Raw genomic sequence first — 14,488 nt, 5'->3', positions numbered from 1 at the left:
GGGACCCTGTGGGAGAGTAGGACGCCGCCGAACTTCTTTTACGGGAAAGCCCCGTGTCTCTTGTGGACACGGGGCTTTTCTGCGTTTACCCACCATTTTCGATGGTGGGTGCCTCCTCCGCTGCCGCGGTTTCCAGCGGCAGCGGAGGAAGGGGAATCGGCGAGCGATCAGTCGTCGGTGCCGTATCCGGGGGGGCCCGCGGCCCGGCCGAGTTCGAGGTCGAGCGCTTCGCGGCGGATGCGCTGATCGACGTAGAGCAGGACCACGACGCCGGCGAGGAGCGCGTACGTGACCGTCGAGATGATCACGCCGCCGATGCCGGAGACGATCAGGAACGGCCAGCCGAGGTCGCCGCTCGTGAGGGCGGGGTCGGTCGCGCCGCCCTCCGAGATCACGGTGATGACACCGAGCGGAACGCTGATGAACAGCGCCACGACCAGGGCCACGAGGAGGGTCACCAGCACGGTCAGCGCCAGGGCGCCGAACGTCCGCCACCAGGCGTCCTTGACGAGCTTCGCGGAACGGCGCATCGCTGCGGCGATCGACTGCCGCTCCAGCATCAGGGCCGGGAAGGCGAGGGAGAAACGGACCAGCAGCCAGATGGAGACGGCGTACCCGACCAGGACACCGAGGAGTGCCAGCCCGGCACCGGCGGCGTTCCCGACGAGCAGGCCCGGCAGCAGACCCACGGCCAGAGCGGCGGTGCTGAGCAGGATCAGCAGCAGGGCCAGGCCCAGCAGCCGGGGAAGCCTGCTCCGGGCCTCGGACCACGCTTCGGAGAGCGTCACGGGACGGCCCAGCACCGAGCGGCTGACCACCACGGCCAGCATGGCGGTGCTGATCAGGACGGCGATCAGGCTGATGGCCAGGGACGGCAGGTAGCCGAAGGCCTCCGCCTGGGCGGAGTCGGCGGCCTGCCGCAGGATCTCCATCCCGGAGGCGTCCGGGTCGATCGGCTCGGGGTCCGGCAGCAGGAAGCGTTCGACCAGGATGGTCGCGATCTGGGCGGGCACGGCCACCGTGAGGCTGATGCCGAGAACGGTGCGCCAGCGCGTACGCATCGTGGCGACCGCCCCGCCGAGGATCTCACCGACGCCGAGCGGGCGCAGCGGGATCGTGCCCGGCTTGGCCGCGGCGGGCGGTTGCCCCCAGCCGGGTCCCTGCCGGCCGCCCCAACCCGCGGGAGGCGGGGGTGCGGTCGGGGGGAACCACCGTCCGGCGGGTGGCTGTACGGAGGGCCCGTCGCCCGTCGGGACGTTGCCGTCGACGGGTTCGGAGGGGCGGGGGACGTTGACGCCCTGTCCCTCGGAGGGGGCGGATCCGGGCGAGGCCCGGCCCGGAGTGTCGTTCATGCTCGCTCCTTCACGGTCCCGCCCGTGGATCGGGGCGGCAAGGTGGCAGCCATGGTGTCATGCGGGGTTTCGACGGGGTCCGGGCGCTTGATGTCTCTTCATTCCTTCAGCTGCGGGCGGCTCAACGGGCAGACTGGGCGGATGGCTGATCAGAACGTGCGACCGTCGGCGGTTGGAGTACCTCCCGCGCTTTCCGTGCTCCGCTGGGCCGAACCTCCACAGGGGCCCGCGGTGGTGCTCCTCGACCAGACGCGCCTGCCCGCGGAGGAGGTCGAGCTGGTGTGTGCCGATGTGCCCGCCCTCGTCCGCGCGATCCGGACGCTGGCGGTGCGGGGCGCCCCTCTGCTGGGCATCGCCGGGGCCTACGGGGTGGCCCTCGCGGCCGTGCGGGGCGACGACGTGGCGATGGCCGCGGAGCTGCTGGACCGGGCGCGGCCCACCGCGGTGAACCTGGGGTACGGGGTAAGGCGCGCGGTGCGGGCGTACCAGGAGGCCGTCGGGAAGGGGGCTGACGCGGGTGGGGCAGCGGCGGCGGTGCTGGCCGAGGCCGGGGCGCTGCACCGCGAGGACGCCGAGGCCAGTGGCCGGATGGCCCGGTACGGCCTCGCCCTGCTGGAGGAACTGCTGCCCGACGGGGACGGGCACCGGCTGCTGACCCACTGCAACACAGGGGCGCTCGTCTCCGGCGGCGAGGGCACCGCCTTCGCCGTGGCGCTCGGGGCGCACCGGGCGGGGCGGCTGCGGCGGCTGTGGGTGGACGAGACCCGCCCGTTGCTCCAGGGCGCCCGGCTGACGGCGTACGAGGCGACGCGCAACGGTATGCCGTACAACCTGCTCACGGACAACGCGGCGGGCTCGCTGTTCGCGGCGGGGGAGGTGGACGCCGTGCTCATCGGGGCGGACCGCATCGCCGCCGACGGATCGGTGGCGAACAAGGTGGGGAGCTACCCGCTGGCGGTGCTCGCGAAGTACCACCACGTACCGTTCATCGTGGTCGCGCCGACCACGACCGTGGACCCGGGCACTTTGGACGGGGCGTCGATCGTTGTGGAACAGCGCCCGGCCGCCGAAGTGACGGAGTTCATGTCGCCGGGGGCCGGGGCGGTGGGCCGGGAAGGCGGGGGGCTGGCCGTGGCGCCGGAAGGGACGGCCGCGTACAACCCCGCGTTCGACGTCACACCGCCGGAGCTGGTCACGGCGATCGTCACGGAGGAAGGGGTGGTTTCACCGGTCACGGGGGCCGGACTGGCAGCACTGTGTGCCAGGTCATCGCAGGTAACGATTAGCTAATGGGATGATGTCGATTATGAAGGGACGCGTCCTTGTCGTCGACGACGACACCGCACTGGCCGAGATGCTCGGGATTGTGCTGCGTGGTGAAGGGTTCGAGCCGTCGTTCGTTGCGGACGGCGACAAGGCACTAGCCGCATTTCGTGAGGCCAAGCCGGACCTGGTCCTGCTGGATCTCATGCTGCCCGGAAGGGACGGCATCGAGGTATGCAGGCTGATCAGGGCCGAGTCGGGTGTGCCGATCGTCATGCTCACTGCCAAGAGCGACACGGTCGATGTGGTGGTGGGCCTGGAATCCGGGGCCGACGACTACATCGTCAAGCCGTTCAAGCCCAAGGAGCTGGTGGCCCGTATCCGGGCTCGCCTGCGCAGGTCCGAGGAGCCTGCACCGGAGCAGCTGACCATCGGTGACCTGGTCATCGACGTGGCCGGGCACTCGGTGAAGCGGGAGGGGCAGTCGATCGCCCTCACCCCGCTGGAGTTCGACCTGCTGGTCGCGCTCGCCCGTAAGCCGTGGCAGGTCTTCACCCGGGAGGTACTGCTCGAACAGGTGTGGGGGTATCGACATGCTGCCGACACCCGGCTGGTGAACGTGCATGTCCAGCGGCTGCGCTCCAAGGTCGAGAAGGACCCGGAGCGTCCGGAGATCGTCGTGACCGTCCGAGGCGTCGGTTACAAGGCCGGACCGAGCTGACATGCCCCCGAGTAGCGCTGCTCCGCAGCCCGGGGAGCCGGGAGCCCGTGCGGAGCGGGCTGCCGGCCCAGGAGACAGGGCGCCCAGGATCGGGCGCCTTCTGCAGGGCGGCCGGTTGTTCCACGACCGGGCGCCCGGCGGCCCCGTGCCGCGCCTGCTGATGCGCTGGGTGCGGCGGCCGCTGCTGCCCGCCGTACGGCTCTGGCGGCGCAACCTCCAGCTCCGGGTCGTAGCGGGCACGCTGCTCATGTCGCTCGGGGTGGTGCTGCTCCTCGGGTTGGTCGTGATCGGGCAGGTGCGCAACGGCCTGCTCGACGCCAAGGGCAAGGCCGCCCAGACCCAGGCGGCGGGCGGTTTCGCCGCCGCCCAGGAGAAGGCGAACGCCCCGCTCACCCCCGGCGGCCAGCGCGGTGACCCGGCGGACGGCGCCACCGCGAACAACTCCTGGCGTACCGAGCTGGTCGATCAGCTCGCCAGTGGCGGGAAGAACGCCTTCAACGTGGTGGCGCTCAGCGCCGACGAGGGCACGCGCGCACCGCGCGGCTCGGGCAGCGTGGAGGCGGTGAGCATCCCGCAGAGCCTGCGGGACGCGGTGAACAAGGGGCCGGGGGCGTACCAGACGTACTCCGAGATCCAGTACGCCAACGGGCAGCCGCCGCAGCCCGGACTGGTGGTCGGCAAGCGGCTCTACGACATCGACCACAACCCGTACCAGCTCTACTACCTCTTCCCGCTGACGCAGGAGGAGAAGTCGCTGACGCTGGTCAGGACCACGCTGGCGACGGCGGGGCTCTTCCTGGTCGTGCTGCTCGGGGCCATCGCCTGGTTCGTGGTGCGGCAGGTCGTCACGCCCGTGCGGATGGCGGCGGGCATCGCCGAGCGGCTCTCTGCCGGCCGGCTCCAGGAGCGGATGAAGGTCACCGGCGAGGACGACATCGCCCGCCTCGGCGAGGCGTTCAACAAGATGGCGCAGAACCTCCAGCTGAAGATCCAGCAGCTGGAGGAGCTCTCCCGGATGCAGCGGCGCTTCGTCTCCGACGTCTCGCACGAGCTGCGGACGCCGCTGACGACCGTACGGATGGCTGCCGACGTCATCCACGAGGCGCGCAGCGACTTCGACCCCGTGACGGCGCGCTCCGCCGAACTGCTCGGGGACCAGCTGGACCGGTTCGAGTCGCTCCTCGCCGACCTGCTGGAGATCAGCCGGTTCGACGCGGGCGCCGCGGCGCTGGAGGCGGAGCCGATAGATCTGCGGCAGGTCGTACGGCGGGTGATCGGCGGGGCCGAGCCGCTGGCCGAGCGCAAGGGCACCCGGATCCGGGTGGTCGGCGACGAGCAGCCGGTGATAGCCGAGGCCGACGCCCGGCGCGTCGAGCGCGTCCTGCGCAACCTCGTGGTCAACGCCGTCGAGCACGGCGAGGGCCGCGATGTCGTGGTGCGGATGGGGGCGGCCGGAGGCGCGGTCGCCGTGGCCGTCCGGGACTACGGCGTGGGGCTCAAGCCGGGCGAGGCCACGCGGGTGTTCAACCGCTTCTGGCGGGCGGACCCGGCCCGCGCCCGGACGACCGGGGGCACCGGCCTCGGGCTCTCCATCGCGGTGGAGGACGCCCGGCTGCACGGCGGGTGGCTGCAGGCCTGGGGCGAGCCCGGTGGCGGTTCGCAGTTCCGCCTGACCCTGCCGCGTACGGCGGACGAGCCGCTGCGCGGTTCGCCGATACCGCTGGAGCCCGAGGACTCGCGGGGCAACCGGGAGCGCCGTGAGCGGCCGGCCCTGCCGAGGACCGGGAGCGAGCACCGGCTGACGTCGGTGCCGAGCCAGCCCGGCGGCCAGGACAGGTCCGCCCTGCCCGTGCCGCCCCGTGCCCCCGTGCCGCCCCGGACGGCGCCCGCCTCGGTGCATCCGGCGGCCCTGCCCGGGAGCGGGGCCCGGGTGGTCGCACGGCACGCGGAGGACCGGCCGGGCGACGAGTCGGACACGGTGGAGCGGGATCCGGAGCGGGGAGGGACGAATCGTGGGCGCTGATCTTCGCGAGGGCGGCCTGGGGCGGGTGCTGGGGCTGTGCGCCCTGGTCGGGTGCGGTGCGGTGCTGCTGTCCGCCTGCGGCTCGATGCCGGTCACCGGGGACGTGAAGGCGGTCGACGCCTCCCAGCCCGGGGACTCCCAGGTGCAGGTGTACGCCGTCGCCCCGCGTGCCAACGCCATGCCCAACGAGGTCGTCGACGGCTTCCTGGAGTCCATGACCAGCGACGACCCGCGCTTCAGGACGACCCGCCAGTACCTGACGAAGGAGGCCGCGGCCTCCTGGCGGCCGAACGCCTTCACCACGGTGCTCACCAAGGCACCGACCAGGAAGGACCGTCCGCTGCGCGACGGCGCCCGCAACGTCACCGAGATCGCCTACACGCTGACCGGCGAGAAGGTGGCGACGGTCGACGACCAGAACGCCTACCAGCCGTTGGCGCCGACCGAGTACAAAGAGACCCTCCACCTGGTCAAGGAGGCCGGGCCGGACGGCAAGGAGTGGCGGATCGACCACGTGCCGGACGGCCTGCTGCTCGGGCAGTCGGACTTCCGGCGCCTGTACCGGTCCGTGAACAAGTACTACTTCGCGGCGGGGCGGTCCGAGGGGCAGCCGACGCTGGTCGCCGATCCCGTGTACCTCCGCAGCCGGATGGACCCCGTCACCGGGATGGACACCGTGACGCAGTCCGTCCGCAGCCTGCTCGCGGGGCCGACCGACTGGCTGCGGCCCGCGGTGACGTCCCGGTTCCCGGCCGGTACGGCGCTGCGGAAGGGCGTCACGTCGCTGGCGCCCGACGACCGCAACGTGCTGAAGGTGCCGCTCGACAAGAAGGCGGACGGCGTCGGGCAGCGCTCCTGCCGCATGATGGCCTCGCAGGTCCTCTACACGCTGAAGGACCTGACGTCCGCCCGGGTCGAGCAGGTCGAGCTCCAGCGCTCCGACGGCTCCCCGCTCTGCGTGCTCGGTACCGACCAGGCCGAGGAGTTCGCCCCCGACGGTTCGTCGAGCGGGCCGGACAGTCAGTACTTCGTCGACGAGAAGGGGCACGTGGAGCGAATACCCGGCAGCACCAGGGGCAGCGGGGCGCCGGAACCGGTGTCCGGCCCGTTCGGTGACGGGCCGGTGCGGATGGGCGCGGTCGGCGTGGCCCGGGACGAGCAGTCCGCGGCGGCGGTCTCGCGCGACGGAACGTCTCTCTACGTGTCGTCCATCGTCTCGGACGACGGGCTCCCCGAGGCGTCGGTGATCAGCCACGCCCGCAGTGCCAAGGACCGGCTCTCGGCCCCGAGCTGGGACGCCCGCGGTGATCTGTGGGTGGCCGACCGGGACCCCGGCAACCCGAGGCTGCTGCGGCTGCCCGGAGGGACCGGTGAGCCGCAGGAGGTCGAGGTGCCCGAGCTGGGCACCGGCCGGATAGAGGCGGTACGGATGTCCGCCGACGGGGTGCGGGTCGCGCTGCTGGTGAACGAGGACAAGCGCAACACGCTGAAGATCGGCCGGATCGAGCGGCATGGCCCGGCGTCGGCGCAGAAGATCTCGGTGGTGGACCTGCGCCAGGCGGCGCCGCAGCTCACGGACGTGACGGCGATGTCCTGGTCGGGCCGGAGCCGGCTGGTGGTGGTCGGCAAGGAGCAGGACGGCGTGCAGCAGGTGCGCTACGTGCAGGTGGACGGCTCGACGTCGGCGTCGGGGGTGCTGCCGGGGGTGAACCAGGCGCTGTCGGTGGCGGCGGCGGACGACGAACAGCTTCCGCTGATGGCGGCCACGTCCGGTGACGGGATCGTCAAACTGTCGCCCGGTGACAACTGGCAGACCGTGGTCAAGGGCGGCTTCTCGCTGGTCTACCCGGGCTGAGGGCCCTACCGGGGCGCCACCGCATCCGTTCCACGGTTTTCCACAGGGGTGGCCGGTTCGCCGCGGGAGGCGCACAGTGGGGTCATGCGGGGGTGGTGGCGGGAGATCTCCGGTCTGGTGCTGCCGGTGTCCTGCGGCGGTTGCGGCGAGCCGCGCGTGGAGCTGTGCCGGGAGTGCCGCGCGGAGCTGTACGGCGGGGCTCCGCGCCGGGTGAGGCCCGCTCCGGAGCCGCCCGGGCTACCGGTGGTCCACGCGGCCGCGGCGTACGAGGACGCGGTGCGGGAGGTGCTGCTGGGGCACAAGGAGCGTGGCGAGCTGGGGCTGGCCGGTCCGCTCGGTACGGCGCTGGCGGGTGCGGTGCGCGCCGGTGCGGTGTCCGCGGAGGCGGAGGGCGGCCCGCTGCTCCTGGTACCGGTGCCGTCGGCGCGGCGTGCGGTGGCGGCGCGGGGCCACGATCCGATGCGGCGGATCGCGCGGGCGGCGGCGCGGGAGCTGCGGCGCGGCGGCCTCCCGGCCCAGTCGGTGCCCGTACTGCGGCAGCGGCGGGCGGTGGCCGACCAGGCGGGGCTGGACGCCCGGAGCCGGCACACGAATCTGGCCGGGGCGCTGGAGGTCGTGGCCGGGGGCGAGCGGCTGCTCGCGACGGGCCGGGTGGTGCTGGTGGACGACGTTCTGACGACCGGGGCCTCGCTGGCCGAATCTGCACGGGCGCTCAGGGAGGCGCAGGGCGTACGGACGGCGCACGGGCACCCCGGATCCGCTCGGAGCGGCGTCGGGCGGGCGGCCGTTGTCGCAGTATCTCCCGCAGCCTTCGAAATAAACCGGAACTCTCGATGAACTCGTTGCGTTGCAGGTAATGAGTAGGAAAAACAGCCCGATCGGAGGTACGTGCGAGTAGCGGGTGCCGATATCCGGCCAGGCAGGCTATGTTCGGTTGTGAGGAATGGTGAACGCCGGACCTCGCTGAATGCACCGCCAGGTTTCGGGCAGGCAACACACCAGTAGTCCAGACGCTGGAATTCGGTGGGGCCGAGGCTCTGCCGATGGGGGAGGAGGTGGAGGTCACCGAGTCCGCGGCTCCGGTCGTCACCGGAGCCTGGTGCAAGAGGGAGATGCTCCGCCGCTGAGCGGAGCGATCCGGGAACGGAGTTCTGCGTGGACATCGTCGTCAAGGGCCGCAAGACCGAGGTGCCCGAGCGGTTCCGCAAGCACGTGGCCGAGAAGCTGAAGCTGGACAAGATCCAGAAGTTCGACGGCAAGGTGATCAGCCTCGACGTCGAGGTGTCCAAGGAGCCGAATCCCCGTCAGGCCGACCGTTCCGACCGGGTGGAGATCACGCTCCGCTCGCGCGGCCCGGTCATTCGGGCGGAGGCGGCGGCGGGCGACCCGTACGCGGCGCTGGACCTGGCCACCGGCAAGCTGGAGGCGCGGCTGCGCAAGCAGCACGACAAGCGCTACAGCCGCCGGGGAAGTGGCCGGATTCCCGCTGCCGAGGTCGCCGAGATCGTTCCGGGGGCGGCGTCGTTCAACGGTGACGGCGAGCTGGTCGCCGACGAGGCGGCCGATTCCGTGCCCACCACCAGGATCGGCTCGCTGGAGGTCCAGGGCGAGGGTCCGCTGGTGATGCGCGAGAAGACGCACGTCGCCGCGCCGATGTCGCTCGACCAGGCGCTCTACGAGATGGAGCTGGTCGGGCACGACTTCTATCTGTTCGTCGACTCCGAGACCAAGGAACCCAGTGTCGTCTACCGGCGGCATGCCTACGACTACGGCGTCATCCATCTGAGGACCGACCCGCTGGCCGCCGACGAGGCGGGCGGCGCGGGCGGCGCGCTCGGCGGCTGACATCGTCCTTCCGCGGGTGCCCCTGGTGTGCCTGTGCGCCCCCGGGGGCATCCGCGTGCGACCACGGGAACACCGTTCCGGCGTCCAGGCATGGAATCATGGCGCCCCAGGCCAACCGGGGTTCTCCGAACTGACGTTGGCGGACAGTGTGTGGACTTCAGGCCATGGCCTTCAGGGGGAGGAACGATGGCGGACACCTTCGGGCCCGTGCGTGACGCGAATGACGCCGACGAGATCGCCGGTGCCGGCGCGAACGGCGGTTTCCGCAGGGAGCCGATCAGAGTTCTCGTGGTGGACGACCACGCGCTCTTCCGCAGAGGGCTGGAGATCGTCCTCGCCCAGGAGGAGGACATCCAGGTCGTCGGTGAGGCGGGGGACGGTTCGGAGGCGGTCGACCAGGCCGCCGACCTGCTCCCCGACATCGTGCTGATGGACGTACGGATGCCCAAGCGCGGCGGCATCGAAGCCTGTACGGCCATCAAGGAGGTGGCCCCCAGCGCGAAGATCATCATGTTGACGATCAGCGACGAGGAGGCCGATCTCTACGACGCCATCAAGGCCGGGGCCACCGGATATCTCCTCAAGGAGATCTCCACGGACGAGGTGGCCACGGCCATTCGCGCGGTCGCCGACGGGCAGTCCCAGATCAGCCCCTCCATGGCGTCCAAACTGCTCACCGAGTTCAAATCGATGATCCAGCGGACCGACGAACGCAGACTGGTTCCCGCGCCGCGCCTCACCGACCGGGAACTCGAAGTTCTCAAGCTCGTCGCCACGGGCATGAACAATCGCGATATCGCGAAGGAACTGTTCATCTCCGAGAACACCGTGAAGAATCACGTCCGCAACATTCTGGAGAAGTTGCAGCTGCACTCCAGGATGGAGGCGGTGGTCTATGCGATGAGGGAGAAGATCCTGGAAATCAGGTGACCCCCGCCCGGCGGCGGGGAGCGGCCGGTCAGGCCAGGGCGCGGGCGATCTCCCGGTCGAGCGGGCCGCGCAGCTCCGGCGCGTCGACCCGCTCCAGCCGGACGCCGGTGCAGCCGACCCAGGAGGCGGCCTCCACCAGCGCCTCGGCCATCGGCGCCACGGCCTTCCCGCCCGCCAGCGACACCTGCCGGGCGACCAGGGTGGTGCCCTCGCGCGCCGGGTCGACCCGGCCGAGCAGCTTCCCGCCCGCCAGCAGGGGCATCGCGAAGTATCCGTGGACGCGCTTCGCCTTGGGGACGTAGGCCTCCAGCCGGTGGGTGAAGCCGAAGATCCGCTCGGTGCGCGCCCGCTCCCAGACCAGCGAGTCGAACGGCGACAGCAGGGTCGTACGGTGCCGCCCGCGCGGCTCCGAGGCCAGCGCAGAGGGGTCCGCCCAGGCGGGCTTCGCCCAGCCCCGGACCGTCACCGGCACCAGCCCGGAGTCGGCCACCACCGCGTCGAACTGCTCGGCCTTCAGCCGGTGGTAGTCCGCGATGTCCGCCCGGGTACCGATGCCCAGGGACTGCCCGGCGAGCGCGACCAGCCGCCGCAGGCACTCCGCGTCGTCCAGATCGTCGTGCAGCACGGCGTCGGGCAGGGCACGCTCGGCGAGGTCGTACACCCGCTTCCAGCCGCGGCGCTCGGTGCACACCACCTCGCCGTACATCAGGGCGCGCTCGACGGCGACCTTCGACGCCGACCAGTCCCACCACTCCCCGCCGTTCTTCGCGCCGCCCAGCTCCGTCGCCGTCAGCGGGCCCTCGGCGCGCAACTGCTCGATCACCTTGCCGTACGCGCCGTCGGGCAGCTCGTGGCCCCAGTGCGGGCGGGCGCGGTAGGCGCGGCGGCGGAAGGCGAAATGCGGCCACTCCTCGACCGGCAGTACGCACGCCGCGTGCGACCAGTACTCGAAGGCCCGCCCGCCCGACCAGTACGCCTCCTCCACGGCACGCCTGCCGACCGCGCCGAGGCGCGCGTACGGGATCAGCTCGTGCGACCGGGCGAGCACCGAGATCGTGTCGAGCTGCACGGCGCCGAGGTGCCGCAGCACGCCCGGGACGCCGGAGCGGCGGTCCGGGGCGCCGAGGAAGCCCTGGGCGCGCAGCGCGATCCGGCGGGCCTGGTCGGCGGAGAGTTCAAGGGCGGGCGGCGGCACGGACGTCATGCCCCGCACCCTAGAGGCAGCCACTGACAACCGGTCCCGGGGGCGGCGGAGCCCGCCGGACGGCGACGTGGCGGGGCGAACACTTTTCGGGACTTCCCGGCACCTTCGGAGCGTCCCGGCCGTTGATCCGGGAGGGACGGCGGGGCCAACGCGGCGGCGGCCCTCCCGGCGCGGCGGGGTCCTCGCTTACGATGGCCGTTGCGGTGGGGTCCACCTGCCGTGCCCGCGCCAGAGTCCATCCAACGACCCAGTGCCAGGCCCGACCGGCAAGGAGACCAGCCTCAGTGTCCGTCTTCAACAAGCTCATGCGTGCAGGCGAAGGCAAGATCCTGCGCAAACTGCACCGCATCGCGGACCAGGTCAGCTCCATCGAAGAGGACTTCGTCAACCTCTCCGACGCCGAGCTGCGGGCGCTCACCGACGAGTACAAGGAACGGTACGCGGACGGCGAGAGCCTGGACGACCTGCTTCCCGAGGCGTTCGCGACCGTCCGTGAGGCGGCCAAGCGGGTCCTCGGACAGCGCCACTACGACGTACAGATGATGGGTGGTGCGGCCCTCCACCTCGGCTACGTGGCCGAGATGAAGACCGGCGAGGGCAAGACCCTGGTCGGTACCCTGCCGGCGTATCTCAACGCGCTCTCCGGCAAGGGCGTGCACCTGATCACGGTCAACGACTACCTGGCCGAGCGCGACTCGGAGCTGACGGGCCGGGTCCACAAGTTCCTCGGTCTGACGGTCGGCTGCATCCTCGCCAACATGACCCCGGCCCAGCGCCGCGAGCAGTACGCCTGCGACATCACGTACGGCACGAACAACGAGTTCGGCTTCGACTACCTCCGCGACAACATGGCGTGGGCGGCGGACGAACTCGTCCAGCGGGGCCACAACTTCGCGGTGGTCGACGAGGTCGACTCGATCCTCGTCGACGAGGCCCGTACGCCGCTGATCATCTCCGGCCCGGCCGACCAGGCGACCAAGTGGTACGGCGACTTCGCCAAGCTCGTCACGCGGCTGACCAAGGGCGAGGCCGGCAACCCGCTCAAGGGCATCGAGGAGACCGGCGACTACGAGGTCGACGAGAAGAAGCGCACCGTCGCCATCCACGAGCCCGGTGTCTCCAAGGTCGAGGACTGGCTCGGCATCGAGAACCTCTACGAGTCGGTGAACACCCCGCTCGTCGGGTACCTCAACAACGCCATCAAGGCCAAGGAACTCTTCAAGAAGGACAAGGACTACGTCGTCATCGACGGCGAAGTCATGATCGTCGACGAGCACACCGGCCGTATCCTCGCCGGCCGCCGCTACAACGAGGGCATGCACCAGGCGATCGAGGCGAAGGAAGGGGTGGACATCAAGGACGAGAACCAGACGCTCGCCACGATCACCCTGCAGAACTTCTTCCGCCTCTACGACAAGCTCTCCGGCATGACCGGTACGGCGATGACCGAGGCCGCCGAGTTCCACCAGATCTACAAGCTCGGCGTGGTGCCGATCCCGACCAACCGGCCGCTGGTCCGCGCCGACCAGTCGGACCTGATCTACCGCACCGAGGTCGCGAAGTTCGCCGCCGTGGTCGACGACATCGCCGAGAAGCACGAGAAGGGCCAGCCGATCCTGGTCGGCACCACCTCGGTCGAGAAGTCCGAGTACCTCTCGCAGCAGCTCTCCAAGCGCGGTGTCCAGCACGAGGTCCTCAACGCCAAGCAGCACGACCGCGAGGCGACGATCGTCGCCCAGGCCGGCCGCAAGGGCGCGGTCACGGTCGCGACGAACATGGCCGGCCGAGGCACCGACATCAAGCTCGGCGGCAACCCCGACGACCTCGCCGAGGCGGAGCTGCGCCAGCGCGGTCTCGACCCGGTCGAGCACGTCGAGGAGTGGGCGGCGGCGCTGCCCGCCGCGCTGGAGAAGGCCGAGCAGGCCGTGAAGGCGGAGTTCGAGGAGGTCAAGGAGCTCGGCGGCCTGTACGTCCTGGGCACCGAGCGCCACGAGTCCCGCCGGATCGACAACCAGCTGCGCGGTCGTTCCGGCCGCCAGGGCGACCCGGGCGAGTCCCGCTTCTACCTGTCGCTCGGCGACGACCTGATGCGGCTCTTCAAGGCGCAGATGGTCGAGCGCGTCATGTCGATGGCCAATGTGCCCGACGACGTGCCGATCGAGAACAAGATGGTGACCCGGGCGATCGCCTCGGCGCAGTCGCAGGTCGAGCAGCAGAACTTCGAGACGCGTAAGAACGTCCTGAAGTACGACGAGGTGCTCAACCGCCAGCGCGAGGTCATCTACGGGGAGCGCCGCCGGGTCCTGGAGGGCGAGGATCTGCAGGACCAGATCCGCCACTTCATGGACGACACGATCGACGACTACATCCGCCAGGAGACCGCCGAGGGCTTCGCGGAGGAGTGGGACCTCGACCGGCTGTGGGGCGCGTTCAAGCAGCTCTACCCGGTGAAGGTCACTGTCGAGGAGCTGGAGGACGCGGCCGGCGACCGTGCCGGGATCACGGCCGAGTTCATCGGTGAGTCCGTCAAGGACGACATCCACGAGCAGTACGACGCCCGGGAGAAGCAGCTCGGCTCGGAGATCATGCGCGAGCTGGAGCGGCGCGTGGTGCTCTCCGTCCTGGACCGCAAGTGGCGTGAGCACCTCTACGAGATGGACTACCTCCAGGAGGGCATCGGCCTCCGTGCCATGGCGCAGAAGGACCCGCTGGTCGAGTACCAGCGTGAGGGCTTCGACATGTTCAACGCCATGATGGAGGGCATCAAGGAGGAGTCCGTCGGCTACCTGTTCAACCTGGAGGTCCAGGTCGAGCAGCAGGTCGAGGAGGTGCCGGTGGAGGACGCGGCCGAGCCGACCTCGCTGGCCAAGGAGGACGCCGTTCCGGCGGCGCGTCCGGAGATCCGGGCCAAGGGGCTCGACGCCCCGCAGCGCCCCGACCGGCTGCACTTCTCCGCCCCCACGGTGGACGGGGAGGGCGGGGTCGTCGAGGGCGACTTCTCCAGCGGCGGCGGTGCGGCCGGGTCCGAGTCCGACGGGCTGACCCGGGCGGAGCGGCGCAAGGCGCAGAAGAGCGGCGGACGGCGCCGCAAGAAGTGATGCGGTGAACGGTCGCCCGCCCCGCGCCGAGGAGGCGGCGGTGGCGGGCGACCGGATCGGGGCCGGGGGCGGGCGCGGGGGGAAACCGGGCGGCCCCCGCGTGGGGGCGGTGCGGGGGGGGGCCGGGGGGGGGTGGGAAGAGCGGGGGGTTGGGGAAGAGTGTGCTATAACCGGTAGATCTCGGGGGTGGCCGGTTC

Annotated in this window: 10 protein-coding genes; 8 read left to right on the top strand and 2 right to left on the bottom strand. The window is 71.1% G+C overall.

Annotated features, from left to right (window positions below):
• Window positions 1-167: 167 nt before the first annotated feature.
• A complete protein-coding gene (locus ACIQGQ_RS36840; protein ID WP_402404955.1) occupies window positions 168-1,352 on the bottom strand; it encodes a glycerophosphoryl diester phosphodiesterase membrane domain-containing protein in 1,185 nt (394 codons plus the stop codon).
• Between the two features lie 141 nt (window positions 1,353-1,493).
• Here ACIQGQ_RS36840 and mtnA point away from each other — a divergent pair, with 141 nt between their 5' ends.
• The 7 genes from mtnA to ACIQGQ_RS36805 all read left to right on the top strand — a co-directional run bounded on the left by mtnA (window position 1,494) and on the right by ACIQGQ_RS36805 (window position 9,989).
• Window positions 1,494-2,642, top strand: a complete 1,149-nt coding sequence (gene mtnA / locus ACIQGQ_RS36835; RefSeq protein ID WP_402404953.1) for an S-methyl-5-thioribose-1-phosphate isomerase — start codon at window positions 1,494-1,496, stop codon at window positions 2,640-2,642.
• Between the two features lie 4 nt (window positions 2,643-2,646).
• Window positions 2,647-3,336, top strand: a complete 690-nt coding sequence (gene mtrA, locus ACIQGQ_RS36830) for a two-component system response regulator MtrA (RefSeq protein ID WP_007448372.1) — start codon at window positions 2,647-2,649, stop codon at window positions 3,334-3,336.
• A 1-nt stretch (window position 3,337) separates the two neighbouring features.
• Window positions 3,338-5,359: an MtrAB system histidine kinase MtrB gene (mtrB, locus tag ACIQGQ_RS36825; protein WP_402404950.1), complete on the top strand. Its 2,022-nt coding sequence runs from the start codon at window positions 3,338-3,340 to the stop codon at window positions 5,357-5,359.
• An 85-nt stretch (window positions 5,360-5,444) separates the two neighbouring features.
• Entirely contained in the window at window positions 5,445-7,214 is a 1,770-nt protein-coding gene (locus ACIQGQ_RS36820) for an LpqB family beta-propeller domain-containing protein (RefSeq protein ID WP_402404959.1), read from the top strand.
• A gap of 84 nt (window positions 7,215-7,298) precedes the next feature.
• Window positions 7,299-8,051 carry a ComF family protein gene (locus ACIQGQ_RS36815; RefSeq protein WP_402404947.1) on the top strand — a complete coding sequence of 251 codons (753 nt, stop codon included), beginning with the start codon at window positions 7,299-7,301 and terminating at the stop codon, window positions 8,049-8,051.
• A gap of 318 nt (window positions 8,052-8,369) precedes the next feature.
• Window positions 8,370-9,059 carry a ribosome hibernation-promoting factor, HPF/YfiA family gene (gene hpf / locus ACIQGQ_RS36810; RefSeq protein ID WP_402404944.1) on the top strand — a complete coding sequence of 230 codons (690 nt, stop codon included), beginning with the start codon at window positions 8,370-8,372 and terminating at the stop codon, window positions 9,057-9,059.
• A 186-nt stretch (window positions 9,060-9,245) separates the two neighbouring features.
• Complete coding sequence (locus tag ACIQGQ_RS36805) at window positions 9,246-9,989, top strand: response regulator transcription factor (protein WP_352273637.1); 744 nt, start codon at window positions 9,246-9,248, stop codon at window positions 9,987-9,989.
• A 28-nt stretch (window positions 9,990-10,017) separates the two neighbouring features.
• On the opposite strand, the gene ACIQGQ_RS36800 is transcribed toward ACIQGQ_RS36805, so the two are convergent.
• The gene (locus tag ACIQGQ_RS36800; RefSeq protein WP_402404940.1) at window positions 10,018-11,193 is read right to left on the bottom strand and encodes a winged helix-turn-helix domain-containing protein; all 1,176 of its coding nucleotides are present in this window, start codon (window positions 11,191-11,193) and stop codon (window positions 10,018-10,020) included.
• Window positions 11,194-11,477: 284 nt separating this feature from the next.
• Here ACIQGQ_RS36800 and secA point away from each other — a divergent pair, with 284 nt between their 5' ends.
• Complete coding sequence (secA, locus tag ACIQGQ_RS36795; protein ID WP_402404938.1) at window positions 11,478-14,291, top strand: preprotein translocase subunit SecA; 2,814 nt, start codon at window positions 11,478-11,480, stop codon at window positions 14,289-14,291.
• The last annotated feature ends 197 nt before the right edge of the window (window positions 14,292-14,488 follow it).

This window comes from Streptomyces sp. NPDC092952 (assembly GCF_044754785.1).
Taxonomy (GTDB): Bacteria; Actinomycetota; Actinomycetes; order Streptomycetales; family Streptomycetaceae; genus Streptomyces.
Note: the sequence above shows the minus strand (reverse complement) of the source record. Positions and strands in the feature narration are given on the sequence as shown.

Excerpts from the sequence above, each read along its gene's own strand:
- ACIQGQ_RS36840 (WP_402404955.1), bottom strand. The coding sequence starts at position 1,352 with ATGAACGACACTCCGGGCCGGGCCTCGCCCGGATCCGCCCCCTCCGAG.
- mtnA (WP_402404953.1), top strand. The coding sequence starts at position 1,494 with ATGGCTGATCAGAACGTGCGACCGTCGGCGGTTGGAGTACCTCCCGCG.
- mtrA (WP_007448372.1), top strand. The coding sequence starts at position 2,647 with ATGATGTCGATTATGAAGGGACGCGTCCTTGTCGTCGACGACGACACC.
- mtrB (WP_402404950.1), top strand. The coding sequence starts at position 3,338 with ATGCCCCCGAGTAGCGCTGCTCCGCAGCCCGGGGAGCCGGGAGCCCGT.
- ACIQGQ_RS36820 (WP_402404959.1), top strand. The coding sequence starts at position 5,445 with ATGCCGGTCACCGGGGACGTGAAGGCGGTCGACGCCTCCCAGCCCGGG.
- ACIQGQ_RS36815 (WP_402404947.1), top strand. The coding sequence starts at position 7,299 with ATGCGGGGGTGGTGGCGGGAGATCTCCGGTCTGGTGCTGCCGGTGTCC.
- ACIQGQ_RS36805 (WP_352273637.1), top strand. The coding sequence starts at position 9,246 with ATGGCGGACACCTTCGGGCCCGTGCGTGACGCGAATGACGCCGACGAG.
- ACIQGQ_RS36800 (WP_402404940.1), bottom strand. The coding sequence starts at position 11,193 with ATGACGTCCGTGCCGCCGCCCGCCCTTGAACTCTCCGCCGACCAGGCC.